Raw genomic sequence first — 24,913 nt, 5'->3', positions numbered from 1 at the left:
TTGAAGGGATTTTCCCTGTAGGGGCAGTCCCTTGTGGCTGCCCACATCCATCATTTTAGGAGTGACACAGCACTAGTGGTCGTCGCCTCAAAATCCCAATACCTTTGATCGCCCTCGCGAACCGATAGTGAAACGTTCATTTTCTTGTTTCGACTTCCAGTAAATCTAATTAACTTAGAATCGGATTCAAGGTCGAAACACCTTTTGAGTTGGTTTGTGACGTCTTCCTGATCTGTGAGTTTAAACTTCCACATAGAGTGTATCCACTGAGTTAAATCGGAAAATTTGAACGGACGCTCAGGCGTGTTTAATTTTTCGAGTACCTCTACTTCTTGTTCTAACGCTTCTTGTCGGTCCTGTGAATTACGTTCTCGTGAACGGTAAAAATAATCAACATAAGAAGGAATAGAGCCTGCCCAAGGTAATTGTGAAAACCCTTCAAAATGTTGGTGTAATGCATAGATGAGCGCCGCGAGATAGGTCTTGCCGGTGTTGCTCTCACCGACAAATACAATCAGCGGACGTAGGTCTATCTCTGCTTTTTCTATGGGACCGAAATTTCAGACGGTAATGTAGGTTTTCATTGCTTCTTTCCGTATTGGTGCTGGCTTTGAATCAATTATAGGCGCATTTGCGATCAATTGCAAGGAAAATGAGATTGCTTCGCGTTTCACCATTGTTGTTGATAAGGAGAAATTATAGTAAAACCCATAATCACTTAGATATTGGCAGTAGGCGAGGTTAGGAAACCGCATCAATCTCTGCCATAACCCGCAACGTCTCCGCTATAGCTACCAAAATTGCACGATACTGCTGCAAATCTTCGCGACGCAACGTCTCTCCCTTCCGATCCTTCAACCACTTCTCACACACCTGATACGCACCGATCTCATAATTCCGACACTTGACTTTCCTACGGCAATATGATAAAATGAAGAATTAGATATGATCCAAATAAACTGCCAAGCCTCAATTCGCCCGGCTATCTAAAGTTGGGCAACATGCCCCGTTCACGGGTGATCTCAAGGAATATCCGGCTTTTGGAGAAAAGGAAATGAAGACCTTTGGAACGCAAGGTCCCGTGCACCCTGATGAAAACTACATTGTTAGCCGGTCCGAGAAGGTGAAGGATTTCATTGACCGTGTCAAAAAGGGCCGCTACATTGTTATCTTCGCACCACGACAGACAGGAAAAACAACCTTCTTCCAACGTGCCCTGGATACACTTTCAGCGGCGGAAACAACTTACTTCCCAATCCAACTGAATTTTGAGGTCTATGAAGATTGTACGCCCTCAGTTTTTTATAACGGCATCTACGAAGATATTCGCGAAGAAATTGAGAATACCTTTCAGCAGCGTGGAAATGTGCCGACTGAGGCACTCACACGATTCTTACAAGATACAAAAATAACGGATCACCTCTCAATGGGAAGATTCTTTAGGCAATTTGGAAATCTTCTAAACGCTGAATACGGCGAGCAACAGGTTATCCTCATCATCGACGAATTTGATGGAATCCCGCAAGAAGCCGTGAGAGGTTTTCTGCATGCGCTCCGCCGTATCTACCTCCCTGGCTCTACCGATAGATGTCCGCATAGTGTGAGTATTGTCGGGGTCAAGAGCATCCGGCAACTCAACTACGATAGGTCTATCTCTCCCTTCAATATCCAAGACGAGTTTCACTTACCGAACTTTAGTTTGGAACAGGTCGGCGAACTTCTTGGACAATATACCGCTGAGGGTGGCCAAGCCTTCGCACCAGAAGTCATCAAAACCCTCTGGAACCAAACCGGAGGCCAACCCTTCCTCGTCAATCGGCTTGCCCAGATTCTTACCGAGGAACTGGACATCCCTAAGACAGAAACGATTACGATGGATCACTTTACGACTGCACACAGATGGCTTCTCGACGAGCGAAACACCAATATCGACCATCTCTTATCCAATATTCGCAGAGATCCGCGCTTTGAAACCCTCCTGATGCAAATCGTCTCTTATGAGAATAGTGTCCGATTCAACCCTGACAATCCTATCATTGATGAACTCGCAACCTACGGGGTCATCACGAGAGGGACTGACAGAAGGTGTGAAATTGTCAATCCGATCTATTTCTACCGTATTCTACAAGCCTTCAAGCCGATAGTTAACGGGCTGGAGCGCGACTACTTCCCGGAAGGCACAGTGAGTTTTCAATACCTTACGCCCACCGGCCATATCCAGATGGAGCGGCTCCTTGATAATTTCGGCGCATTTATTGCCCGCGCCGGGTTTAAGATACTCCAGGTCCCCGATACTCCACAAGAATTCATTGGGCAGCATTTGCTTTTTGCCTATCTCGATCAATTCATTGAGAGCGTGGATGGCGCGATGTACATGGAAGTCCCAACCGGACGCGGCCGGATGGACCTCCTCATCCTTCACAAAGGACAGAAGTACATTGTCGAAACGAAGATTTGGGGAAACGAGCAGCACTACCAGACAGGCAAGACCCAACTTGCCGCGTATCTGAAATTAGAAAAGGCAAACGAAGGATACTACGTCGTTTTCGATCACCGCCAACCCGCAGTCCCGCGCGTAGAGACAGAGATGGTAGCAGGTGTAAAGATTCGGAGTTACGTCATTCCTGTAGTTCAGGAACGTCCTTCAGATAAATAAATATTTTGTCAACTGTCTGAATCGCGGATTCTCACGGATGACACGGATTTCGCGAATTAGAAGACATATTTGTATCCAGATCGTCTTAGCTCCGATTTACTTGTAAGTTTTAGTTGGTTTATGATAAAATCAGAAGAAATATCATAGTGGAGCCCAACTGATGACCCGTTATGAAACTCTGAAGGATAAACCGAAACGCTTCCTGTCGCTGACAGGTTATACCCTTGAAGAGTTCTCGGCACTCGTTCCTTATTTCTCCAAGCGATTTTTGGCATCCGTCGAAACAAAGACGCTTCAGGGGAAAGACCGAAAAAAGCGACGCTATACCCACTCCAAAAATATTGGCAGACCTTGGCGAGTTGCCATCCCGGGAAACACCCGCCGCACCCTTTGATAAATCTGCGGAACTCTCGGTGGCGGCTCAGGCATCACATCCTTTTTTTCAGGATGGCACGGAACGTCCGATTCAGCGTCCGAAAGACGTAGAGGCACAAAAGGCATATTACAGTGGGAAAAAGAAACAACATACCGATAGCAAAGTCGTGTTTCTCACAGCGTCGTATGAAGGTCGCATCCACGACAAGCGTATCGCTGACACAGCAGGCGATTCTCCGCCGCCTGGGAGCCTGCTGTATCAAGATTCGGGTTTCCAAGGGGTTACCTGCCTCGATGTTCAGATCATTCCACCGAAAAAGAAACCCAAAGGTCGCCACCTCACAGATGAAGGAAAAGCAAAGAATCGCGAGATTTCATCAATACGCAGTTGAGACAAAGATTTGGCGAGGCAATAGTCGCTATCAAGCAGGAAAGAAGCAATTAGCGGCATACCTCAAGGTGGAAGGAGCAACAGAAGGGTACTCTGTCGTCTTTGATCATCGCCAAGATCCAGAGCCGCGTCGGGAGACCGAGACGATCGACGCTGTAACAGTTCGGAGTTATGTGATTCCTGTTGTGCAGGGACGACCTTCAGATGAACGTCTTCCTGATGCTTGACATTCAAGGAGGGTCAAATGCCTTATTGCAGTGTGTGCAAGATAGAGACCGATTATGAATACGATATAGCACTTTCCAACGGGGACTCCCTGCATTATTCGTGTATCATCCTATTGCAAATGCGAAAACATGAGATTGAAACTGCCCTGCAAAAACAGAAGTCACAACTCATTCTGTCGCTCTTTGTGCCAAATGAGGGTGTAGCACAAGACATAACCTCAGAAACTGATGTTGAAGATTTACGTGCCACACTCGAGAAGGTAAAATCCGTTTTAACCGGAATCTATGACCATTTGCCGTGTTGGCCCCCGGATTGGGATGAACGGAAACGGCGGGTTATCCGGGAAAACGGTTCGATCTGTTCACATTGTGACGAGGAGCAGGATGTCTATCTACTGCATGATATTCCGGTATTTGAAGGTGGTACGAACGAGTTAGATACTCTCCGACTCGTCTGCGCTGAATGTTACAGGGGTATGTACCGGGAAGTCGATATGTTCGGCAGTTTTACGCTAAAGCCATCACAGTCAGAATTCTCGGAACAATTCGCGGACATCCAATCGGCGATTGACAACGACCAGCGGATTCGGTTCGAGTACAAAAAACCGAGGGCTAAACGGTGGACGACACGTGTGGTTGTCCCAGAACGGTTCCTGAATATTCCGAACAACCGAGAGTCCGGTGAGACCTTGTGTGTAGAAGGATTTTGCGAGTTACGACAGGATACCCGCGTCTTTGCACTTGAGCGAATGCAAGCGTTAGAGGTCATTGAGGATTAATCAATCGAATTAAGAGCCAAGTTTAATTATGCCTTTTTGGTTAGAGATTGAGAGGAATAACCAACGTGTCTATCCTACCTCGCAGCCGAAAGCAGATCGGAGATAATCTCTCCCTTGTTGATGGCGACCTGTTTTCCTCCAGACTTCAAACATTGACAATTCCAGTCAACATAAGTGGGGTAATGGGCAAAGGATTAGCATTACATACGAAGCGGAAACTTCCCGATGTATATGTAGAATATCAAGATGTTTGCCGATCAAAGCGTATCACGGCAACAAAACCGTAAGCCCCTACATCCCCACATAACTCTCGCAGGCTTCATCGAAATCGGCGAGGACGTTCCCATCCACCTGTAGGAACCGACCCTTCAGCATCACAAATTGAACGGCTGAACCGGCGGCATCCCTCCGTAAGAAGAGGTATTCACCGACAAACCGAATATCTGTAGCGGACATCTCCGCCAAACCGTCGTCAGAGATGAGGAACGTGTCCATTGCGTTGTGCGACTGGAGAGTGAAACCTGTCCCCAAAACATCGGGATTCGTATGCACCTCAATAGCGGAGAGCGTCGGATTAAATCTAACTTCAGGTTTCATAGGAAATAACAATGTGTTCATTGCGACCGGCGATTCCTCATGCTTCCGATAGATAACAGTGTCCGCGTCCGAGGCTACGGTTAGGTTGGTCGCATCCACTGCACCGATGAACAGATTGCTACGGCGTGGGTCTTGTGTCTGTATGTGCCCCGTGTGAGGTGCAGTATGAGCGGCTGCGCCTTGATCGAAACGGAAGATCTGTTCTAATGTCTGCGCGCCGTCGCCGAGGACGAGGTCATGCAAGATGAAGTATTCGCCTTTGAGGTAAAAGATGGCGCGTTTATGGTGAATAGTTGTCGTTTGATGCCACTTTTCAACGAAGTCGAAAGCAGGGGTTGTTATCCATTGCGTGTCAATCCTATCGGATGCGGAGAGCGGCGCATCAAGCACGCGAACAGTACCTGTTGTCAAGTGCCGTCCGTGTGCGTGTAACACCAGCGTCGAGGTATCCGTATGGCTGGGTTTCCCGGATGGATGTGTATCGAAAAACAGGTATTGTGCCTCGGGTTCCCAACTATCCCGCATCGCATAACAGCCGGTCTCAGGAAGCGCGTGTGAAGTGATGTCAGCGGACGGAAAACCCTCACGCTGAAAGCTGCTATCGGCAATTGTGCGGAGTTCATCGGCATCGAAGTTCGGGGCAGGGAGCGGTTCCAGCGGCGGAAACGAGTTATCGGGTTGACGCAAAAGGAGGCATGTTTCCACCTGTTTTTCGAGTGATGCCTGTATCTCTTCACGGGAATCGTCACGCGCCGTGGATTCTTCATAAACAGATAGGAATCTGACGAAATCAGCAATTGCCTCGACGTGGGAACGGAGTGAGCGATCCTTGTGAAATCCATCCGAGTGGAAAAACGCGTCCACTATCCATTTATAGCGACGGCGCGCGAGCATGCGAAGTTGTTCACTCCCACGGAATTCAGGGAGGAGGTGTGCAGCGATACCCAGTTCTGTTGTTGCTGTGATCGCCGGTGTCGGATGGATGGATAATCGAATCAGGCATTCAAGGTAGGTTTTCGCAGTCGTATAGGTATCGGATCTATCTGTTAGCGGCAATGATTTACGTTCAATCTGTGAATCTAAAAATTTTCTCCGAAAGTCCGTATATGCGGATATTGCGGTGGGTGTATCCTCTGCGAGGAAGGCGGATTTCACGGCAGCCATTCCGGGATAATCCAGATTAAGCGCGTCAAAGAAGTCGCTATCGCTGAAGGGTAAATTGTATTGATGCTGAGGTGTTAGGTCGCGTTTGAGAACGCTGTTATAGGCAGTCACGGCGGACTCCAGAATTGGAAGGTTTCGTTCGTTCGCCAGCGAGAAAGCAATGTCAATTGGATCGGTGAGATGCGCATCAGTCTGCACCGGCGCAACCTCTGCCAGCACCGTTGAGACCCTTCCGAAACCCGCCAGTCGCCAGAGTTGAGATTGCGGAAGCGATGCACAGACACCGCCTACCAATGCCAGCGCGCCTCCCGCTTCGAGTCTCGGACGCGGTTCACCGTCTGGATAGGTATAGAGATATTCAGCGTGCGCTGACAGGATACGCGCGAGTTCGTGGTATCCGAATTCAGTAAGCGGTTCATGTGCCGCGATCGCGACCGCCTCAATGACCCGTGCGGCAACCGATTCTAACCGCCATGCAGGATTTTGTGGTGTGAATTCGATCGGTGTCGGTTGTGCCTCGTCAAACGTGAGGAGTTCCTCAAAATCCGCTATTGGTTCCAGCTGCCCGATTGCAGGAAGTTCCCGTTTCGCAAGGGTTTCTGCGAGGTGTTGGATATGTTCCGTTTGGAGCGTTGTCCATTTTTCCAGCGACATGTTGTGGACCCTTCAACAAAAAAGGGACCGGTAAAACCGATCCCCTTTTGATGCGCTTGCGCTCTGTGTTCTATGCGGATAGCCCTAAGACTGCCGCATCCTCAGTGTCATAATGTTCAAACATACTCACGAGACGACTCAGAAGGACCAAGTTTTTGATGTTTTTGCCAACGTTGATGACCCCGATGCGCCCCTTCTTTCGGGTCGTGATCGCACGTGCTTCCATGAGAGCACCAAGTCCTGAACTGTCAATCATATTGACGTTCTCAAAGTTGATAAGGATACGTGGCTCGTCGTAAGTCTCTATTTGCGGTGCGATTGCCTCTCGTAATTCTACCACGGAGGATCCCACTAATTTTCCATTGGGTTCCACAATCGCTACGTCGCCTTGTCTACGAATTTGGGTTGACATTATTTTCTCCTTTTTTATTTAGGAAAACATTGAAAGGGTCTATTTTCTTTTTTACTTTTTACACAATTTGAATGTTCAGTTGATGTATTCGTTACTTTAGACGCATTTCGTACAAAAAAGTTAGATTTTTTTTCATTTTTTTTATTCATAACTCATGAATAATACTTCGACTTTTTCAGAGATTTCTGCATCCTAACTTCAAATTGTAGTGTGCTGACCGTTGATGACTATTTCGCTGACTCCTGACTCATAATCCTGACAATCCTAAAATCCTGTAAATCCTGATTCAGACAATGGACAAAAAAAGGACCGGTAAAACCGGTCCTCATTTGACATGGCATTGAGTTTTAGATATTATGCGGATAATGCCGAAACTGCAGCGTTCTCACTATCAAAGAGTTCAAGCAAGTGTATTTCTATATAACCCAAGTTGACACCTAAACTAAACAGAACTTATGTCATTGGGTGATGACCTCTGACGACTCCTATGGAAATACGCAGAAATTGTAGGGTCTGTTACAAAAAATGCGCTGCGAAAATTGATAAAATCGTAGATTGGGTTGAACGGACACGGATAAAAAAATAGTTTGACACATTCTACCGATTATGTGATAATTACCTATCCTATACGATATTTCAACTCGCGCGTGACACGCGCGATTCTTCTAAGGTAGGACTTACGCACGCTACTCTTCTGTAGCATGATGCACGTTGCATCTGGGTGAGTACGCCGCAAAACCGTGAGTTTGTGCCAGAAGACCGTCTGCGTTTTTTTGGCATCTCCATCTCATAAAGCGTGCTATGGTCAAAACTGCGTAAGCCCTATAAAGAAAGGAAATTCTAAAAATGGCAGTTACATTTCACCACGTTCATCTTCGTTGTGAAGATTTAGAAGGTGCAGTTCGTTACTATGAAGAGATGTTTGATGGAAAGGTCACAGAAACCGTAGAGGTCCGCGGGTTACCGATCACTCGGATGGAAATCGGCGGCGAACGGATCTTTCTCTCACCGAAGCTGGGAGATATGGAAGTCGAGGACACCAGTGGAAATCCACGTTGGGGTGTCTATCAACTCGCCTTTACCGTAGAAGACTTGGACGCGGAAGTCGCGAAGCTCCAAGCGAAAGGCGCGGAACTTGAAGATTTGAAACCCAATGGACTCATGATGGCGTTTTTCAAGGGACCCGACAACGTTCAAATTGAACTCATTGAGGCATAATCGTTCGCGGCAATCGCTACCTCGCACCGTTCGTAAATAGCACTCGCGTCTAATTTCCCTAATATCCAAGACCGATCTAACAAGATGTTGTCAGCTACACATCACCTTGACTGAACGTTGCGCGAGGGGACGAAAGAATGAAATTTAGCGAACTCTTCCATACGATTCAGGGTGAAGGACAATTTATCGGTGTTCCCTCTGTTTTCTTCCGAACGAGTTATTGCAATCTGAGATGTGTTTGGTGTGATACACCTTACACATCTTGGACCCCTGAAGACCGGGACATCTCTGTCTCTGAAAGCGTTGCAGCGATCTCGCAATACGGCTGTCAGCACGTCGTTATTACCGGTGGAGAGCCGTTTATTCAGGCAAGGGAGTTGATGGAACTCTGTTGTGAATTGGATAAACGGGGGCATCACATCACAATTGAAACGAACGCCACTCTTTTTGCGGCGGTAGCGGCACATCTCATTTCCATGAGTCCTAAGTTGCGTAACTCTAATCCACCAACAGACAACCGATTTTTCAAACGTCACGAACGTGGACGCATCCGTCCGGATGTTATCCGAAAATTTTTGGATAACTATCCATGCCAAGTGAAATTTGTCGTGGATGCCCCTGAAGATTTAGCGGAGATCCAAGCGTTACAGACGGAGATTGATATTCCTGCCGAGACCATCCTCTTAATGCCTCAAGGGACAACGCCGACCCTGCTACAACAGAAACAGGAATGGTTGGTGGATCTCTGCAAAGAGAACGGTTATCGTTATTCCCCTCGTGTCCACGTGGATATATGGGGAGATAAACGCGGCGTCTAAGGAGTTAGTTCTTCTGTAGAAACACCCGAAAACCAAGATAGGCACGAAAATGAAGTATGACCTTCTGCTAAAAGGTGGCACTGTCATTGATGCCGCACAGAACTTGAATGCACCGCGCGATGTCGCAATTACTGGCGGTATCATCGCTGCGATTGAACAGGATATTCCCAAAGGCGCAGCGACGCAGACCATCAATGTTAAGGGTAAATTCGTGACACCGGGACTCGTTGATATTCACACGCATGTCTATTACGGTGTAACAACGTGGGGGATCAGAGCAGACGGCGTTTGTCCAACAACAGGGACCACCACCGTTGTCGATGCTGGCAGTCCAAGTTGGGTGACGTTCCCCGGTTTCCGTGAATTCATTGCCGAACCCGCGCAGACGAATATTCTCACCTATATCCACATCTCTGGAATTGGGCTTGTGTATGGTCCTGTCGGTGAAATGCACGATATGGCTTATGCTGACCCGGGGCGCGTAGCGGAGACCTTAGAAGCACATCGTGATATGACGGTGGGGGTCAAGGTGCGTCAAGGGAAAATGCAGGTTGGCGATAACGGCGTTGAACCGTTGAAACTTGCCATTGAAGCCGCTAAACGCGCAGAAACCCCCGTCATGTGCCATATCGGTGCTGGCGTGCCGCTCCCTGATATTCTGCGGTTACTCCGTCCCGGCGATGTTATTACCCACTGTTTCCAAGGCAACGGTGATAATATTGTTGACGAAAAAGGGAGAGTGATTCCTGAAGCTTGGAAGGCTCGCGAAGACGGCATTCTCTTTGATGTCGGACACGGGGCAGGCAGTTTTCACTATGAGGTTGCACAACGCGCCATGGAACAGGGGTTCATTTCCGATGTTATCAGTACCGATCTCCACACGGGGAACATCAACGGACCCGTCTACGATTTACCAACAGTCCTATCGAAGTTGATGCACTTGGGACTTTCACTTGAGGAAGTGATTGAAAAGGCGACTCTTAGCGCGGCGAAGGCTATCCGACATGAGGAACAACTCGGTCATCTGAAAGTTGGAACCGTTGCAGATGTCGCTGTCTTTGAGGTGCTGGACGGTGAATTTGAATTCTTTGACGCACACGACACAAAATTTATCGGCAATAAAAAATTGAAAGCGGCGTTAACGATACGCGAAGGAAAAATCTAAGTTTTCTATTGGGATCCACCGATGGCGAGGTCTCATGAACTCGCAACCGATTTATGTTGGTTTTCTCGAGTAAATCGTGTTATCCTATTATATCAGCGGAAGGAGAGCACATGCTCGAAGATACAGATATACGTAGTTTTTTTGACATCCCTATCACACATTTTCCTGATCGGAGCACGAGATGGCTGCTGCAATATATAGAATTCGTCCAAGGGTTGTTAGAAATCGTTGTTCCCAGAGCATTCCTTGAGCACATTGATTTCAGTCAACTCACCCAACTCAATAGGAGTTTGATTGTCGATACCCTTCGCGAACAGGAAGCCGACTTACTTTTCCGGGTGCCCTATACGCGTGAAACTCAAACAGACGACCTGCTTATCTATATCCTGATTGAACACCAATCCAAAGTTGACCTTTCAATGGGCTTGCGGGTGATGTCTTACATGATGGATATTTGGACTGCGCAGCAGCGGGAATGGGTGTCCAACACTATTCCAGAGCATGCGCGGCGTTTACGCCCGATTCTGCCGATAGTCTTTTACAGTGGAGATCAGGTGTGGAATGCTCCGTTGACGCTTGAGGCGATAATGGATACCCCTGAAGATATGTCTCAATTTGTTCCGGAGTGTGAGATACTGTTTTTAGATGTCAAGAGAACAGAAGTCTCGGATTTAACGAAAACGAACCATCCGTTTGGCTGGTTGCTTACGGTTCTTCAAAAGGAGCGTGCAAGTAAAGAGAAATTAGTAGGAGCACTTATAGAAGCAATATCCCGCCTGAATGCGCTTGATACGGCGGCATCTGGTCAGTGGCGGCGCGCTATTACGTATATGCTTTTGTTGATTCTGCATCGTCGTCCTGCGGAAGAACATCAAGAATTGATAAAGTTAGTGGACCAACATACGCATGAGTTGGAGGTAGAAACAATGGCAAAATCAATGGCTGATGTTATCAGAGAACAAGGCATTGAACAAGGCATTGAACAAGGCATTGAACAAGGTGAAACTCGAGCGAAACAGGCAGCAGTCCTCAAGTTGCTGCAGTTCCGATTTAAGGACGTTCCAGAATCGGTTGTGAATCAGGTTACCTCAATCCAGAGCGGATCCCGCCTTGACTCGCTCTTTGAAGCGGTCTGGGAAGCCGACACGCTTGATGGGATTAATTGGCAAATCCGTAACAACTAAAAAGTTGAGGCGGTTGTCTAAGATTAACGCTCCGCAAGTATAACCTTCACAGAGTGATTTAGGTATAAATACATACAAACATGGCGAGTACGAACAAAAAACTAAGCGGTTGTTATAGACGTGTCCTGACTTTTCTATTAGTGGTTGTGGCAGTCAGTATAATCGCGGGTGGCGTGGTTTACCGCCGAGTCGGCGGTCCTGAAGGTGCCCGCTATTGGATGGCAGAACGGGCATTGAACGGTGTCGAGAAACACCTTAAGTCAAAAAACCGTCCTGACGGTATCTCGGAGGATCAGGTAATTGCGGTCTTTGCCAACGTGCGTGAGGCAGCCAAGGAACGGAAAGTTAGCCTAACGTCTCTTTATAGGGTACTAAAATCCTATCAGACCGAGTTCCACACCACCAAACCGTCCACCCCAGAGGTGCAAACGTTCCTTATTGAACTTGAGAGAACAATTCTTAAGGATACAATCAAGGAGTGATGTTTGAACGCCATCATCCTGCCTACTGGCTGATCGCTTATGAATTTCGATTGGCAATCATCTCTCGAATTTGAGTTGTGTGAACGTCGTCACTCAATCCTGTCCGAATAACCTGCCTCAGCGCGTTTTGGTATCTCGCCTTGAGATCACCCCACGCCTTGAGGAGTATTCTGCTTTCGGAAACTTCCGGTTGCGCAACGGCACGCAAAATTTGATGTATAACCGAGAGGTAAAAGAGAAGATGATGCCCGTCAACACGTGCCGCGATCTCCGTAGATGAACAGGTTTCACGATGTGCGGTAACCCACGCTGCATAAGTATTGACCAACTCTCGATTTAACAACGAGACGAAGTTTGCCCCCTCTTGATTTGCTCCGATACTATTGAAAAATTGGACCAATCGCCTTTCCTGCCAATCCCAGCCAACACTCGAAAAGTCAATTAAAAAAGGGGTTTCATCTGAAATAACGATGTTGCGACTCTGGTAGTCAAGGCTATCGAAAGTCGGTGGTGCCGTTCGGAGTCGGTTGGAAAGGATAGCCCATACAGCATCGAGATGTGCCGTTTGTGATGCGGTCATGGTGCCACAAAGATATCCCAAGGTTTTTCTGCCTTGTTCAAGTAAACGTTGCAGTGTAACTTCCAGATCAAAGCGGAAAGCGTATGGCGTAAGAAGTTCCGTGTTTTCTGCGAACACGGTTTCAACCCGACAGAGTTCCGTGAGTGCGGACTGTAAGATGGGTTTGAGAGTAGATAACGGTCTGCTTTGTGCCATGGCATCGAGGGTCAATTCACCACACCATCCCAACAACAGAGCATGTGAGGCATCTGATTTCCAAATGATTTTCGGGACCCGACACCCGTTGCGGTGTAATATTGACAGGGCAGTGGATTCAATTTGACAAGGGGTGTAACCTGCTTGAACGACGGGTGTGGTGATGTCGTGCTGTTTGAGTAGGTAGTTCACAGAACCGCATTTCAAACGACAGACATTGTGTTTCTGCTGACTGCCGTGCTGAATCGGTTCAAGTTGCAGGGCATTTACTTCTGTCTTGAAGTGCGCTGCGATCTGTTCAACGAGGTGTTTCACCATTCTCCCTCCTACCGTTTTATACCACAGAATCGGTCTGGATTCTACAATTTTCTTGACACCAAGTAAGACGCGTGTTATAAAAACTTGAAATTCAATCATTTCTGTGGTAAAATATTTGCATCAATTCTGATGAAAAACGTTCATCGGGAGTTACACAATCAATACTGGATACGACACACCTCTCGATTTGCACAGCGGGTTCTCTCGTGTTGAGAGTCTGATGCAGACATGAAAGGGGTGGACGCGAAAACCCAGTGGGGACGACAGAGTCCCCGCAAACTTAGGAGGTTTTTTTTGGCAGTTACAATGAAAGAGCTCCTTGAATGTGGAGTTCACTTCGGACATCAAACCCGTCGTTGGAATCCGAAGATGGCAGAATACATCTTCGCTGAACGAAACGGGATTTATATTATCGATTTGCAAAAGACGCTACGTATGCTCGAATCCGCCGCCCATTTCGTTGAGGAGATCGCATCGAACGGGGGTGGGATATTATTTGTGGGCACGAAACGGCAATCGCAAGAAGCCGTGCGAGGCGAAGCAGTGCGATCTGGTATGTACCACGTAAATCATCGGTGGCTCGGTGGTATGCTAACGAATTTCCAAACCATCCGTCGAAGCATCAACAGATTAGATAAATTGGATGCTGATGAAACCAATGGGCTTTTCGATCAGATGCCCAAAAAAGAAGTAATGCGTCTGCGACGTGAGAAAGGCAAGCTCGACAGCAACCTGAGTGGTATCAGAGAGATGAAAAATCTCCCTGAAGTCGTCGTTGTTACTGATACACGGAAGGAGCATACAGCGATCGCAGAAGCAAACAAACTCGGCATTCCGATCATCGCTATCGTTGATACCAACTGTGACCCTGATCCGATTGATTTACCGGTTCCGGGGAACGATGACGCTATCCGTTCGATTCGCCTCATTTGCTCTGTCTTAGCCGATGCAGTAATTAGTGGCAGGGGAGATGCGTTAGAAGGCGCAGAGGTTGCAACGGAAGCAGATCAGCCCGCAGCGACTGTCCCGCAAGTAGATGCTATACTTGCGGTGGAAAAGCACGAGGAAGAAAGTGTCGCGATTCTCGAAGAAGCACAACTGTCCGCAGAACCAGAGGCGATTGGCGATGGAGAGCAGCGTCAGACACGTGCGCCACGTCAACGACGGAGAGGAAGAGCCCCTCGACGACAGTCTCAATAAATTGGCAATCAGCAAGATGGCAATCAACAGTCAGCAATCAGCAGTCAGCAAAGGGGAACCTTCGTTATAGAATACCCTCTTAACTGATTGCTGAAAGGATTTTTTGAAAAAAAATCTGTCCTGACTGCTGATCGCCAATAAATAAGAGGAGGATACATGGCAATTACAGCAAAGCTTGTTAGCGACCTCCGTTCGCGCACGGGGGCAGGGATTATGGACTGCAAAAAGGCGCTAACAGAAACGAACGGAAATATTGACGCAGCAATTCAGAAATTACGGGAGCAGGGATTGAGAGCCTCCGAGCTCAAAGGCGGTAGAACGACAGAAGAAGGATTAATTGTTTCCTATATCCATCCCGGCAGCCGTGTTGGCACATTGGTCGAACTGAATTGTGAAACCGATTTCGTCGCGCGAACGGAGCAATTCCAAACATTGGCGAAAGAGATCGCAATGCAGGTCGCCGCTGCGAAACCGAAATATGTTAAATCGGAAGATGTACCTGCCGAAGATCTTGAATCAGAGAAAGCAATTCTGAAAGCACAAGCCGAGCAAGAGGGTAAACCCTCCCACATCGCTGAACGGATTGTTGAAGGACGCATCTCTAAATACTATACAGAGACCTGCCTCCTACAGCAGCCTTATATCCGAGATTCAGACAAGACCATTGAGGGTCTCGTCAAGGACGCAATAGCCCAATTGGGTGAGAACATTGTCGTCAAACGTTTTGTGCTCTACGTCCTTGGACAGTAAAATAGCGATCAGCAGTCAGCAGTCGGCAAAGAGAAGGAACGCCGCAGCGGAAATTCGGTATCTTTGCTGAGGACTGAGAGCCGACAGCCATTTAAGGGAAAAACCAGATGCAACAGCAAATTCTTCAACAGACTGAGTCCCGGATGAAGAAGACAATCGAAGCGACAGCGACGAAATTGTCGCATGTACAAACAGGGCGTGCGACACCGGCACTCTTGGATCAGGTTAGCGTTACTTATTACGGTAGTAAAAGCCCGCTGAGTCAGGTCGGCACGATTACCACGCCTGAACCGCGGCAGCTTGTCATTCAACCTTGGGACAAAACACTAATTACAGAAATTGAGAAAGCGATCGCCCACTCAGATTTGGGACTCTCAACGAACAATGACGGAAACATTATCCGCATCCAAGTCCCCGAGCTCACATTGGAGCGGAGGACCGAGTTAACGAAGGTCGTCCGTAAACTCGCCGAAGAGGGGAAGGTGGCAATTCGGAATATCCGACGCGATGCTAACGAAGCCGTTAAAAAAGCCGAGGGTGGTGATGCTGGCGGCGGCGGTAAAAGCCGAGGACGTGGAGGGGATAAGAAGCGCGGGAAAGCAAGCGCGGATCCTGTTCAGCAGCTTACGGATAAGTACATCGACCAGATTAACGAGTTGACGGAGGCGAAAGAGTCCGAATTATTAGAAACTTGAGGGATAGCTAAAAAATATGTTTTGGCGGCGAGCCTTGAGTGTAGTTGTGCTGGCACCGTTAGTCCTCCTAATTGTTTATATGGGGAACTGGCTCTACCTGATACTTGTATCTGTCGCGGTGGTGATGATGCAAGTTGAGTACTGTCGTTTAGCACAGCACTTCACGGAAAAATTGAATCCAGTGATGCCGACACTCTTGTCAGGTGTGTTCTGTTTGTTCGCGTATTTTCTGCCTACACTCACACAGACAACGTCTGCCTCAACGGTCATATTCAGTTACTTTACCTTCGTATTCATTTATATTTTCGCAGAAAGTATTTTTAGGGCGAAGGTCGCTGGTGAATTGCTCGCTGTCACACTCAAATTAACCGGCATTTTAACAATCGGTTGGGCATTAGGCTATCATCTCATCTTACTCCGAAACGCGGAACCGATCGGTAGGCAACTGATTTTCCTATTGGCTGGAATCATTTGGTGTAGCGATACCGGCGCGTATCTCGTTGGCAGAGCGTTCGGTAAACACAAACTCGGCACCCCCGTCAGTCCACGGAAAACGATTGAAGGAACGATTGGTGGATTGGTTGTCGGCACCTTGACGAGTTTCCTGCTGAATGCAATTCTTCTGAAAGGAACACTCTCTTGGGGGCACGCTGTCTTTATTGGGCTGCTACTGAGTGTTTTGGGACAACTTGGAGATCTCAGTGCCTCTCTGATGAAGCGAACTGCCGGTGTTAAGGATTCCGGACAGGTCATCCCCGGTCATGGTGGATTTATTGATAGGTGCGATAGTTTAATTTTTAGTACACCCGTGCTTTATTACTATCTGGCATTGACAGGACACATTTAGATTGGCTGTCAGCCATCGGCTGTCGGCTTTCGGTAATATAGTTTTTGATGAACCTACACCGTTTTGCTAATTCTGACCGCTGATTGCTGACGGCTGACGGCTATAATAAATGAAGCACATCGCCATACTCGGTAGCACGGGCTCTATTGGAAAGAACACCCTCAGCGTTGTCGAAACGCATGCTGACGAATTTAAGGTAGTCGGTCTCGCTGCGAACCGAGATATTGATACCCTTGAACAACAGATTCGACAGTATCGTCCTGCGTTGGTGGCTCTAAATGAACCCACAGCAGCGTCACAACTCCGAGAACGGATCCGAGATCTCAACTGCACACACGTACTCGCTGGCACCGAGGGACTTCAAGCCGTAGCGACAATGCCGCAAGCGACGCAAGTCTTGGATGGAATGGGCGGAACTGCGGGTCTGTTGCCGACCTTGGCAGCGATTAACGCCGGAAAGGACATCGCTTTTGTTAATAAAGAGGTCATGGTGATGGCGGGAGCTCTTGTGAATAAGGCTGTGCAAAAAAACGGTGTTAACTTAATACCGATAGATGGTGAAATGAGTGCCATTTTCCAATGTTTGGAGGGGGCACGCGATCAACAGGCAGATATCCATCGGCTCCTGATTACCGCGTCAGGAGGCCCCTTCCGAGAGGTACCCAAAGAATCACTCTATTCCGTCACGCCGCAGCAAGCACTCCGGCACCCGAATTGGAAGATGGGGCAGAAAATTACAATCGACTCGGCGACAATGATGAACAAAGGGCTGGAAGTCATTGAGGCGAAATGGTTGTTCGATATGGAGCTTTCAAAGATTGATGTCGTCGTCCATCCAGAAAGTATTGTCCATTCTATGGTGGAATGGAAAGATGGCTCCACACTCGCGCAACTGGGACCCACAGATATGCGTATTATGATCCAATACGCTTTAACCTATCCCCGTAGACTTTCGGCACCCGTGCCACGTTTGGATTTAAGGCAAGCACGCACGCTACACTTTGAACCGGTTGACTTTGAGAAATTTCCATGCCTTTCGCTGGCGTATACCGCTGCAGAAGTCGGTGGCACACTCCCTGTAGTGCTCAGTAGCGCAGATGAGGTGGTCGTGGAGGCTTTTCTTGATACACGCATCGGATTTATGGATATTCCGGCGATCCTCAAGCGTGTGATGGATGCACATGAGGTGGTCGCTGATCCAACACTTTCGGATATCCTCGAGGTTGACCGGTGGGCAAAATCAACAGCACATTCAATAATTAAAAAATAAAAAATAGTTATCAGGACGGATTTTTTCAAAAAATCCTTTCGGTCGTCAGTCGTCAGTTAAGAGGTATGGCGGTTGAAAACTACTTCGCAATGAGAATCATACCACAAGCGAGTCACTGAAAACTGAAAACTCATAACGAGGAAATAAATACCATGGAATTCTTTGTTGACCTGATTAGCTCCATAGTTCCCTACATAAAAACGGCATTTCTTGCGATTATTCCTCTCGGATTTATTATTTTCATTCATGAACTTGGTCATTTTTATGCCGCGAAACGGTCTGGTATCAAAGTAAACACCTTCTCTCTCGGCTTCGGTCCGAAACTCATTGGGTTTCAGCGAGGTGAAACAGATTATAGACTCTCACTATTGCCATTCGGTGGCTATGTTCAAATGGAAGGGGAGAGTCCAACGGAACAAACCGGCGCGCAGGGTGAATTCGCGAGTGCCCCGATCGGCAGTCGTGCCTATGTCGTCGCCGCGGGTCCCGCAGTTAATCTGTTGTTCGGTTTTTTGGTATATTGGCTTGTCTTTACTACCGGGATTAACGCGGATTCCGCTCGGTTGATCGGTGGATTAACAGGCTTACCGCTTGGTGAAAAAGAGGCAATTCAGATTGGCTGGGTGGCTGATGATGGAGCGGGTGCTGTGGGTGGGCTAATGCCTGGCGATACAATTGTTTCCGTCAATGGGGATCCAATTAGCCATTGGGCGATGTTCCAAACGCGGATTTTCACCAGTGCCAATAGACCTGTTGATCTCGTTGTGGAACGCGATGGCGAACGCAAGTTCCTTTCTGTTATACCCGATGCGGAGCCGAGTGTCAGAGGCGATATTGGCGTCATTCGAGTGAGCAGTAGAACGGAAACAATTGTCAATCATGTCGAAGAAGGGAGTCTCGCGGCACAGACGGGAATCCAAGTCGGCGACCAGATTGTGAGCATCAACGGTAAGAAACTCCACAACGTTCCTTATTTTGGATACGGCGTCTGGCACGCTTCGCAAGACTGGCGTAATGAGAAATATCAGACCCTTTATCAAAGTATTAACGAAAATCAGGAAGCGTTGACGCTTGGTATTCGCCGTGGTGATGAGACATTCACACTTGAACTGCCTGTGCGCTGGCGTGTGAAAGCGAGTATCCAAGCAAATAGCATCGCACATAACGCTGGGATCCAAGATGGAGATGTGCTTGCGACGCTTAACGGAGTGCCAGTAGACAATGCGACGCTCTATTCAGAACTCAAGACAATGGACACCAGTCAACCGATCGAAGTTGGATTGCTGCGAGACGGTAGCCTGAAAAAGGTAACGCTCGCCGCAGAGATTCAAGGCTCAGAGGTAGATACCGAAGGAGCGCTCTTCGGATTGGCGTGGCAGACGTCCCTGAGTGGAATGGAATTCGGTGCAAAAACAGCACCTTTGCCGGATTATAACCTTTTTGCAGGGTTCGGGAAAGGCGTTGAAGCGACATGGTTGACCTTTACAACTGTCGGGAGAACCTTGCAACAGTTGGTAGGTGGAGAGGTATCACCGAAACATCTCGCCGGTCCAATCGGTATCGCGAACGCCACGAGTCGTATGTTTGACAGGGTCGGGTTAAGCAGTGTTCTCTTTTTCATTGGGTTTATTAGTATCAATCTTTGCATTGTCAATCTGTTGCCGATTCCGATTGCTGACGGGGGGCAGTTGCTGTTTTTCGCTGTCGAGAAGATCCGTGGCAGACCGATGCCTCGGAAAGCACAAGAGATTGTTCAACAGGTTTGTATTGTTCTCCTGATTGCCCTTTTCCTGTACATCACTTGGTTCGATGGTATGTCCCTGATTCACGATCTACGAAATTAGCGGTCGACAAAATAGCAGTCAGCCATCGGTTTCCATCAGCCGTCAGTTACAAGAGAGTTCTGTCAAACGAAAACCTCTTAACCGATAACTAAAGACTGAAAACTGATAACTATTTCCTCTGATTGCTGACAACTGAAAGGGTTTTCGCAGAAAATCCGACCTGAAAACATTATGGATAGAGACAGTCTCAGAAAAGAATATGTAGAACTTATTGCAAGTGTGAGGGAACACGTGGAAGAACAACTTCAACTCGGTTTCATAGAATCAGAACTAAGCGAGCCAGAGCGGGAATCGCCCTATGCGAACTTCGATCTACCTACGCTGGCTACCGATGCCGCAAGTTGCACTAAATGTCCGTTGCACGAGACACGGAACAGTGTCGTTTTTGGTGTTGGAAACACGGATACTGACCTTATGTTCATCGGAGAGGCACCCGGTGCGGATGAAGACCGACAGGGAGAACCCTTTGTCGGTAGAGCAGGCCAATTGCTGACGCAGATCATTGAGGCGGGGATGAAACTCAAACGCGAGGATGTCTATATCGCGAATGTGCTTAAGTGTCGTCCACCCGGCAACAGGAATCCTCAACCCATCGAGGTCGAAACCTGTAGTCCTTATTTGGTGCGTCAGATAGAGCTCATTCAGCCGAAGGTGATTGTGGCACTCGGATCTTTTGCAGCACAGATGATACTTGGGACAAAAACCGGTATTACAAAACTTCGTGGAGAGTTTCATCCGTGTAACGTGCCAGGACTCCGCGTTCTTCCACATAAAAAACCGCCAGTCGTCATGCCGACGTATCACCCGGCATACCTCCTTAGAAACCCGAATGGCAAACGTGACGTGTGGGAAGATGTGAAAAAGGTGCTTGCTTTTTTAGCGGAATAGCAGTCAGATAGGAGGATCGGAAACCTGTGCGGAATGTAGTGGAGCACAGCCCAAGCGGCAATAAATTAAAATATGCAAACATTGCTTTTCCGCTATCGGTCGATCAAGTTTTCACCTACGGTGTGCCGCCGCAGATGGATGCAGCTTTACAACTCGGGACCCGGGTGTTAGCACCTTTCCGTGGGACACGTCAAGAAGGCGTTGTCGTTGAGCGACTCGATGAAACCGATCTTGCTCCTGATATTATCAGAAATATTTCCGCCTGCCTTGATGAAACCCCGACCTTCTCCACTGAACTGCTCGCACTTACGAAATGGATGGCAGAATATTATGTCTGCTCGTGGGGTCTCTCGCTCTTTTGCGCCGTGCCGGCGGCTGTGCGAACGCAGAAAGAACAGAAAGTGCGACTCTTATCAGGAGCACCTGCGTCACAGGGAAAAGTGCAAAAGGCACTCGTCTCGCTATTGGAAGCAGAGGGTGAGTTGTCTCTGAATCAACTTGCCCGACGTATGGGTGTCACTTACCAAAATCTCCGTCCGAAGATTACTGCGCTCCAAGAAAAGGGCATCGTTAGCCTTGATGTCACCCACAAACCGAAAGCCAACACGCAGTTAACCTCTGTGGCAATTTTAGCTGCACCGACTGCTGATATTGAAGCGGAAATTGATCTACTCAGGTGTGAGGCGGACGATTCCAAAGATTCGTCTGGTCGGTTACCGGGCAGGCGTCGGAACGTTGCCGCTGCGAAGCATGCCGAAATACTGCAACTCCTGCTTGATGAAGGTGGTCCTTTGACGACAACCGACCTCACCAAACGCGTGAATACCAGTATCTCTCTGCTTCGCACGCTTGAAAGACGCGGTTTTCTTCACATCACACGTGCAGAAGCCGTTCGTAATCCTTTGAGTTCTGAACCGATCGCTGCAACACAACCGCTTGACTTGAACGCTGCGCAATTGATGGCGTTCGCGGAGATTCAAAATATACTTTCTCCACAGACTATAGACGCGTCAGCGGAGGGACACCATCGCGATGCGCGCGATCGCGTTACCTCGGAATCCGTCCGTGCTGCTGAACGTGCGCCCACCTTTCTGCTCCACGGTGTAACGGGAAGTGGAAAGACCGAAGTCTACATGCAAGCGATGACAAAAGTCCTTGGAAACGGGAAATCTGTCATCGTATTAGTGCCGGAAATATCACTCACACCGCAGGCTGCCTCTCGATTTGTTGGACGATTCGGGGAACGGGTAGCGTTGCTGCACAGTCGGTTGAGTGATGGGGAACGCTATGATCAGTGGCATCGTATTCAAAAGGGAGATGCGGACATTGTGATTGGACCGCGTTCTGCTGTCTTTGCCCCAGTGAAAGAACTGGGTATGCTAATTATAGACGAAGAACATTCGGATTCCTATAAATCGGATACAGTCCCGCGTTACCACGCACGGGATGTCGCGCAGAAGCGGGGTGAACTCGCAAACTGTCCTGTCGTACTTGGGAGTGCGACCCCGTCACTTGAAAGTTTTCATCGTGCGAAAAATGGGCGGTATCGGCTTCTCAGCCTGCCAGATCGCGTTCTTAATAGAAAGATGCCTGATGTCCACATCGTTGATATGCGGACTGAATTGAAAAAAGGCAACAGAACTATCTTTTCAGATGTCCTTCGAAATTCGATTGAAGAACGATTGGAAAGGCGAGAGCAAATTATCCTATTTCTCAACAGACGTGGGCATTCCACGCATGTGTTCTGCCGAACGTGTGGTTATGTTGAACGCTGCGAAAATTGCTCTATTTCATTGACTTTCCACTTTGAGACGAAACGTCTCGTTTGTCACCACTGTGGTGATAAACGTCCGACGCATCCGACCTGTCCAGAGTGTAGCAGCCCTGCGATTCGGTATTTTGGGCTGGGAACCGAGGCTGTTGAGCAAGAGGTGGGGAAAGCGTTCCCACAGGCACGTGTGAAGCGGTTTGATGCCGATTCAACAGCACGAAAAAATGCGCATCAGCAGATTTTAGGGACATTTGAGCAGCAGCAGATTGATATTCTCATAGGCACGCAGATGGTATCAAAGGGGTTAGACTTCCCGAATGTCACACTTGTTGGGGTCATCGCCGCGGATACCAGTTTGAATCTGCCGGACTTTCGGGCGAGTGAACAGACGTTTAGCCTGTTGACACAGGTCGCTGGACGTTCCGGACGAGCCGAACTTGAAGGAAAGGTCATCATTCAGACCTATATGCCTGATCACTACTGTATTTCCGCCGCACAAAAGCACGATTACCTCAGTTTCTATGCGCAGGAGGTCGAATCACGCGGTGCTTTACGGTATCCACCTTTCTCACATGTCGGGACGCTTCTCCTTCGCGGCAAGGACGAAAAACAGGTTGAAGCGGCTGCGCATGCTGTCCAAAATCAACTTCAGATTTGGTTGACAGATCAAGCACCTACCACTCAGCCCAATGAGAAAGAAGACGACGTTGGAGCGTCCGCGGTAGAAATCCTCGGTCCCGCCCCAGCGCCACTCTCGAAAATCGAAGGGAAATTTCGGTGGCATTTTCTACTTCGAAGCAACTCCGTTGAAAGAATCAGTCAACTCCTTAAGCACTTATCTGACGAGCCACCCGTCGCGATTAAATCGAATGCAATTGAATTTGTGATCGACATCGATCCGACGAATATCCTCTGATAGCCGTCAGCCATCAGGTCGGAAAACCTTTATGAAGTTTAAATAAATATTTCGGTAATTCCACAACCATATCCGGCGTCCCTTCCCAGTAACGGGTGGGAACCCTGGTTAGGAATGCAGATCGCATTTGGGCGAGTACGCCGCAAAACCGCACCAACCGGGCCTGGGAAAAATAAATATTACCGAATTAAATTCTTAATCTGCATTCAGGTTTTCCTTTCGGCAGTCAGTTAAGAGGAATTTTGAAAAATCACATATCCCTTTTAACTGAAAGCCAGTAGTGATAAAAAAACGTGAGTTTGATAAAAGTGTCAAGTTGGGTTTCGCTACCGGCATTGATACAGAAAGTGGTCTTGAAAAACGAAATATCTGTTCACATGACGCGGCTTTCTATGGGTGTTTACCGCTCTACCTGGGGAAACACCCAAGCAAAACACCTACAGATTTATTTTCAAACTGGCGATAAAAAAGGAATAATAATACATGGGTAACCGGATATTTGACAAACTTGCTGATACTGACTTACTTGCCCGTAGCCCGATTCTGGTTTTTGCGGCGGATCCGCTCGCGTCTGCTGGGATTAAAGGGCTTGGACAAGTACAACACCCGAAACCGCACTATCGAACACACGCAGAGTTTTTGCAACTCCAGCGCGACCTCGTTGCAGATGGTAAATTAGACGGGCTTCTCATGACACCCGCCGATGCCGAAACCCTCGCACTTGAAGAAAACCTCTTTGAAGACACGCCGATTACACCCATCGTCCGGATGAACTCAGAGACGGCTATCTGGAATCCGAGGTTTGGTGTCTATACTTCGAGTCCGTCAATGCCGTTTCAGACGGTGTTTCCCGAGGACATGCAACGCTATTGTGAGGCACTCATCGGTCCGGCACTTGAATGCCGAGTCAACCTTGGGTTGTATTCCATTACGCTTAACAACGATCCGATCGCTGATGAACGCATGTTACAAGCGTATGTGCAGTTCGCACACGTCGTCGGTGAAATTGAGGGCTTCGATCACCTCTTAGAGGTATTTTTGCCGAATGTAAAGATGCCGGGGATGGATGAGGAGAAACGGGGCATGTATGTCGCCGATTCTATTGTCCGCACGATGAGTTATCTCCGAAAACACCAACGCCCGCGCTTTATCAAAACGGCATATACAACCGCTAATGTCTGGACCGAGTTGTGCCAGTTCGACACGACGTTGGTGATTGGTGCATTGGGCGGTCCCCGTCAAAATGCGCGTAGCACATTCGCGCTTGGGCACAATGTCGTCAGCAACGGCGGACGTGCTATCCTGTTCGGACGGACGATCTTCGGTGAAGATGACCCGATAGGCTTTGTGCAGTGCCTGCGCCGTGTTCTTGATGGCGAGGACGATCCACAGAATGCGCATGCGGAGTATCAGAAGTTGTTACGCGGTTCACGGAACGGTTAGCAGAATAGTTATCAGTTATTAGGACGGATTTCTACGAGATCCTTTCAGTTTTCAGTTAAGAGGTGTTGCTTGGA

23 protein-coding genes and 1 pseudogene are annotated in these 24,913 nt (G+C 48.2%); 21 read left to right on the top strand and 3 right to left on the bottom strand.

What is annotated here, in order from left to right:
• The first annotated feature begins 1,054 nt into the window (after positions 1-1,054).
• The 6 genes from J4G07_09220 (at position 1,055) to J4G07_09195 (ending at position 4,715) form a co-directional block, all read left to right on the top strand.
• A complete protein-coding gene (locus J4G07_09220) occupies positions 1,055-2,656 on the top strand; it encodes an AAA-like domain-containing protein (GenBank protein MCE2414171.1) in 1,602 nt (533 codons plus the stop codon).
• A 160-nt stretch (positions 2,657-2,816) separates the two neighbouring features.
• The gene (locus J4G07_09215; protein ID MCE2414170.1) at positions 2,817-3,050 is read left to right on the top strand and encodes a hypothetical protein; all 234 of its coding nucleotides are present in this window, start codon (positions 2,817-2,819) and stop codon (positions 3,048-3,050) included.
• Complete coding sequence (locus tag J4G07_09210) at positions 3,016-3,423, top strand: hypothetical protein (protein MCE2414169.1); 408 nt, start codon at positions 3,016-3,018, stop codon at positions 3,421-3,423. The genes J4G07_09215 and J4G07_09210 overlap by 35 nt, the downstream gene beginning before the upstream one ends.
• Complete coding sequence (locus tag J4G07_09205; protein MCE2414168.1) at positions 3,377-3,649, top strand: hypothetical protein; 273 nt, start codon at positions 3,377-3,379, stop codon at positions 3,647-3,649. Before J4G07_09210 ends, J4G07_09205 begins: the two co-directional genes overlap by 47 nt.
• Positions 3,650-3,666: 17 nt before the next feature.
• Positions 3,667-4,428, top strand: a complete 762-nt coding sequence (locus J4G07_09200) for a WYL domain-containing protein (GenBank protein ID MCE2414167.1) — start codon at positions 3,667-3,669, stop codon at positions 4,426-4,428.
• A gap of 65 nt (positions 4,429-4,493) precedes the next feature.
• Positions 4,494-4,715: a hypothetical protein gene (locus J4G07_09195; protein MCE2414166.1), complete on the top strand. Its 222-nt coding sequence runs from the start codon at positions 4,494-4,496 to the stop codon at positions 4,713-4,715.
• A gap of 4 nt (positions 4,716-4,719) precedes the next feature.
• Here J4G07_09195 and J4G07_09190 read toward each other — a convergent pair whose 3' ends face one another.
• Positions 4,720-6,843, bottom strand: a complete 2,124-nt coding sequence (locus tag J4G07_09190; protein MCE2414165.1) for a hypothetical protein — start codon at positions 6,841-6,843, stop codon at positions 4,720-4,722.
• A 70-nt stretch (positions 6,844-6,913) separates the two neighbouring features.
• A complete protein-coding gene (locus tag J4G07_09185; protein MCE2414164.1) occupies positions 6,914-7,255 on the bottom strand; it encodes an STAS domain-containing protein in 342 nt (113 codons plus the stop codon).
• 846 nt (positions 7,256-8,101) lie between these two features.
• Here J4G07_09185 and J4G07_09180 point away from each other — a divergent pair.
• From J4G07_09180 to J4G07_09160, 5 genes are all read left to right on the top strand, one after another.
• Positions 8,102-8,473 carry a VOC family protein gene (locus J4G07_09180; protein ID MCE2414163.1) on the top strand — a complete coding sequence of 124 codons (372 nt, stop codon included), beginning with the start codon at positions 8,102-8,104 and terminating at the stop codon, positions 8,471-8,473.
• Between the two features lie 137 nt (positions 8,474-8,610).
• The gene (locus J4G07_09175; protein ID MCE2414162.1) at positions 8,611-9,291 is read left to right on the top strand and encodes a 7-carboxy-7-deazaguanine synthase QueE; all 681 of its coding nucleotides are present in this window, start codon (positions 8,611-8,613) and stop codon (positions 9,289-9,291) included.
• A gap of 49 nt (positions 9,292-9,340) precedes the next feature.
• The gene (locus J4G07_09170) at positions 9,341-10,456 is read left to right on the top strand and encodes an amidohydrolase/deacetylase family metallohydrolase (GenBank protein MCE2414161.1); all 1,116 of its coding nucleotides are present in this window, start codon (positions 9,341-9,343) and stop codon (positions 10,454-10,456) included.
• Between the two features lie 110 nt (positions 10,457-10,566).
• Positions 10,567-11,640, top strand: coding sequence for an Rpn family recombination-promoting nuclease/putative transposase (locus J4G07_09165; GenBank protein ID MCE2414160.1), 1,074 nt, complete (start codon positions 10,567-10,569; stop codon positions 11,638-11,640).
• 80 nt (positions 11,641-11,720) lie between these two features.
• The gene (locus J4G07_09160) at positions 11,721-12,122 is read left to right on the top strand and encodes a hypothetical protein (protein ID MCE2414159.1); all 402 of its coding nucleotides are present in this window, start codon (positions 11,721-11,723) and stop codon (positions 12,120-12,122) included.
• A 37-nt stretch (positions 12,123-12,159) separates the two neighbouring features.
• On the opposite strand, the gene J4G07_09155 is transcribed toward J4G07_09160, so the two are convergent.
• Positions 12,160-13,215 carry a hypothetical protein gene (locus J4G07_09155; protein MCE2414158.1) on the bottom strand — a complete coding sequence of 352 codons (1,056 nt, stop codon included), beginning with the start codon at positions 13,213-13,215 and terminating at the stop codon, positions 12,160-12,162.
• A gap of 228 nt (positions 13,216-13,443) precedes the next feature.
• Here J4G07_09155 and rpsB point away from each other — a divergent pair, with 228 nt between their 5' ends.
• The 10 genes and pseudogenes from rpsB to J4G07_09105 all read left to right on the top strand — a co-directional run bounded on the left by rpsB (position 13,444) and on the right by J4G07_09105 (position 24,839).
• Positions 13,444-14,415, top strand: coding sequence for a 30S ribosomal protein S2 (rpsB, locus tag J4G07_09150; protein MCE2414157.1), 972 nt, complete (start codon positions 13,444-13,446; stop codon positions 14,413-14,415).
• A gap of 156 nt (positions 14,416-14,571) precedes the next feature.
• Complete coding sequence (gene tsf / locus J4G07_09145) at positions 14,572-15,165, top strand: translation elongation factor Ts (protein ID MCE2414156.1); 594 nt, start codon at positions 14,572-14,574, stop codon at positions 15,163-15,165.
• Positions 15,166-15,272: 107 nt separating this feature from the next.
• Positions 15,273-15,860 (top strand): ribosome recycling factor, encoded by a 588-nt coding sequence (frr, locus tag J4G07_09140; GenBank protein ID MCE2414155.1) that lies wholly within the window; start codon positions 15,273-15,275, stop codon positions 15,858-15,860.
• Positions 15,861-15,876: 16 nt separating this feature from the next.
• Positions 15,877-16,707, top strand: a complete 831-nt coding sequence (locus tag J4G07_09135; protein ID MCE2414154.1) for a phosphatidate cytidylyltransferase — start codon at positions 15,877-15,879, stop codon at positions 16,705-16,707.
• A gap of 109 nt (positions 16,708-16,816) precedes the next feature.
• Positions 16,817-17,977 carry a 1-deoxy-D-xylulose-5-phosphate reductoisomerase gene (locus tag J4G07_09130; GenBank protein ID MCE2414153.1) on the top strand — a complete coding sequence of 387 codons (1,161 nt, stop codon included), beginning with the start codon at positions 16,817-16,819 and terminating at the stop codon, positions 17,975-17,977.
• A 152-nt stretch (positions 17,978-18,129) separates the two neighbouring features.
• Complete coding sequence (locus J4G07_09125) at positions 18,130-19,821, top strand: site-2 protease family protein (GenBank protein ID MCE2414152.1); 1,692 nt, start codon at positions 18,130-18,132, stop codon at positions 19,819-19,821.
• Positions 19,822-19,992: 171 nt separating this feature from the next.
• Entirely contained in the window at positions 19,993-20,709 is a 717-nt protein-coding gene (locus J4G07_09120; protein MCE2414151.1) for a uracil-DNA glycosylase, read from the top strand.
• A gap of 7 nt (positions 20,710-20,716) precedes the next feature.
• On the top strand, positions 20,717-20,773 hold the full coding sequence (locus tag J4G07_09115; protein MCE2414150.1) for a hypothetical protein: 57 nt from the start codon (positions 20,717-20,719) through the stop codon (positions 20,771-20,773).
• A 151-nt stretch (positions 20,774-20,924) separates the two neighbouring features.
• Positions 20,925-23,396, top strand: a pseudogene (gene priA / locus J4G07_09110) (primosomal protein N').
• 483 nt (positions 23,397-23,879) lie between these two features.
• On the top strand, positions 23,880-24,839 hold the full coding sequence (locus J4G07_09105) for a hypothetical protein (protein ID MCE2414149.1): 960 nt from the start codon (positions 23,880-23,882) through the stop codon (positions 24,837-24,839).
• Positions 24,840-24,913: the final 74 nt, after the last annotated feature.

It is taken from the genome of Candidatus Poribacteria bacterium (assembly GCA_021295715.1).
Taxonomy (GTDB): domain Bacteria; phylum Poribacteria; class WGA-4E; order WGA-4E; family WGA-3G; genus WGA-3G.
The sequence above is the reverse complement of the archived record's forward strand: the minus strand, read 5'-3'. Positions and strand labels throughout refer to the sequence as shown.

What these genes read in the sequence shown, in the direction of transcription:
- J4G07_09220 (MCE2414171.1), top strand. Translation starts at nt 1,055, where the DNA reads ATGAAGACCTTTGGAACGCAAGGTCCCGTGCACCCTGATGAAAACTAC.
- J4G07_09215 (MCE2414170.1), top strand. Translation starts at nt 2,817, where the DNA reads ATGACCCGTTATGAAACTCTGAAGGATAAACCGAAACGCTTCCTGTCG.
- J4G07_09205 (MCE2414168.1), top strand. Translation starts at nt 3,377, where the DNA reads ATGAAGGAAAAGCAAAGAATCGCGAGATTTCATCAATACGCAGTTGAG.
- J4G07_09200 (MCE2414167.1), top strand. Translation starts at nt 3,667, where the DNA reads ATGCCTTATTGCAGTGTGTGCAAGATAGAGACCGATTATGAATACGAT.
- J4G07_09190 (MCE2414165.1), bottom strand. Translation starts at nt 6,843, where the DNA reads ATGTCGCTGGAAAAATGGACAACGCTCCAAACGGAACATATCCAACAC.
- J4G07_09185 (MCE2414164.1), bottom strand. Translation starts at nt 7,255, where the DNA reads ATGTCAACCCAAATTCGTAGACAAGGCGACGTAGCGATTGTGGAACCC.
- J4G07_09180 (MCE2414163.1), top strand. Translation starts at nt 8,102, where the DNA reads ATGGCAGTTACATTTCACCACGTTCATCTTCGTTGTGAAGATTTAGAA.
- J4G07_09175 (MCE2414162.1), top strand. Translation starts at nt 8,611, where the DNA reads ATGAAATTTAGCGAACTCTTCCATACGATTCAGGGTGAAGGACAATTT.
- J4G07_09170 (MCE2414161.1), top strand. Translation starts at nt 9,341, where the DNA reads ATGAAGTATGACCTTCTGCTAAAAGGTGGCACTGTCATTGATGCCGCA.
- J4G07_09165 (MCE2414160.1), top strand. Translation starts at nt 10,567, where the DNA reads ATGCTCGAAGATACAGATATACGTAGTTTTTTTGACATCCCTATCACA.
- J4G07_09160 (MCE2414159.1), top strand. Translation starts at nt 11,721, where the DNA reads ATGGCGAGTACGAACAAAAAACTAAGCGGTTGTTATAGACGTGTCCTG.
- J4G07_09155 (MCE2414158.1), bottom strand. Translation starts at nt 13,215, where the DNA reads ATGGTGAAACACCTCGTTGAACAGATCGCAGCGCACTTCAAGACAGAA.
- rpsB (MCE2414157.1), top strand. Translation starts at nt 13,444, where the DNA reads ATGAAAGGGGTGGACGCGAAAACCCAGTGGGGACGACAGAGTCCCCGC.
- tsf (MCE2414156.1), top strand. Translation starts at nt 14,572, where the DNA reads ATGGCAATTACAGCAAAGCTTGTTAGCGACCTCCGTTCGCGCACGGGG.
- frr (MCE2414155.1), top strand. Translation starts at nt 15,273, where the DNA reads ATGCAACAGCAAATTCTTCAACAGACTGAGTCCCGGATGAAGAAGACA.
- J4G07_09135 (MCE2414154.1), top strand. Translation starts at nt 15,877, where the DNA reads ATGTTTTGGCGGCGAGCCTTGAGTGTAGTTGTGCTGGCACCGTTAGTC.
- J4G07_09130 (MCE2414153.1), top strand. Translation starts at nt 16,817, where the DNA reads ATGAAGCACATCGCCATACTCGGTAGCACGGGCTCTATTGGAAAGAAC.
- J4G07_09125 (MCE2414152.1), top strand. Translation starts at nt 18,130, where the DNA reads ATGGAATTCTTTGTTGACCTGATTAGCTCCATAGTTCCCTACATAAAA.
- J4G07_09120 (MCE2414151.1), top strand. Translation starts at nt 19,993, where the DNA reads ATGGATAGAGACAGTCTCAGAAAAGAATATGTAGAACTTATTGCAAGT.
- J4G07_09105 (MCE2414149.1), top strand. Translation starts at nt 23,880, where the DNA reads ATGGGTAACCGGATATTTGACAAACTTGCTGATACTGACTTACTTGCC.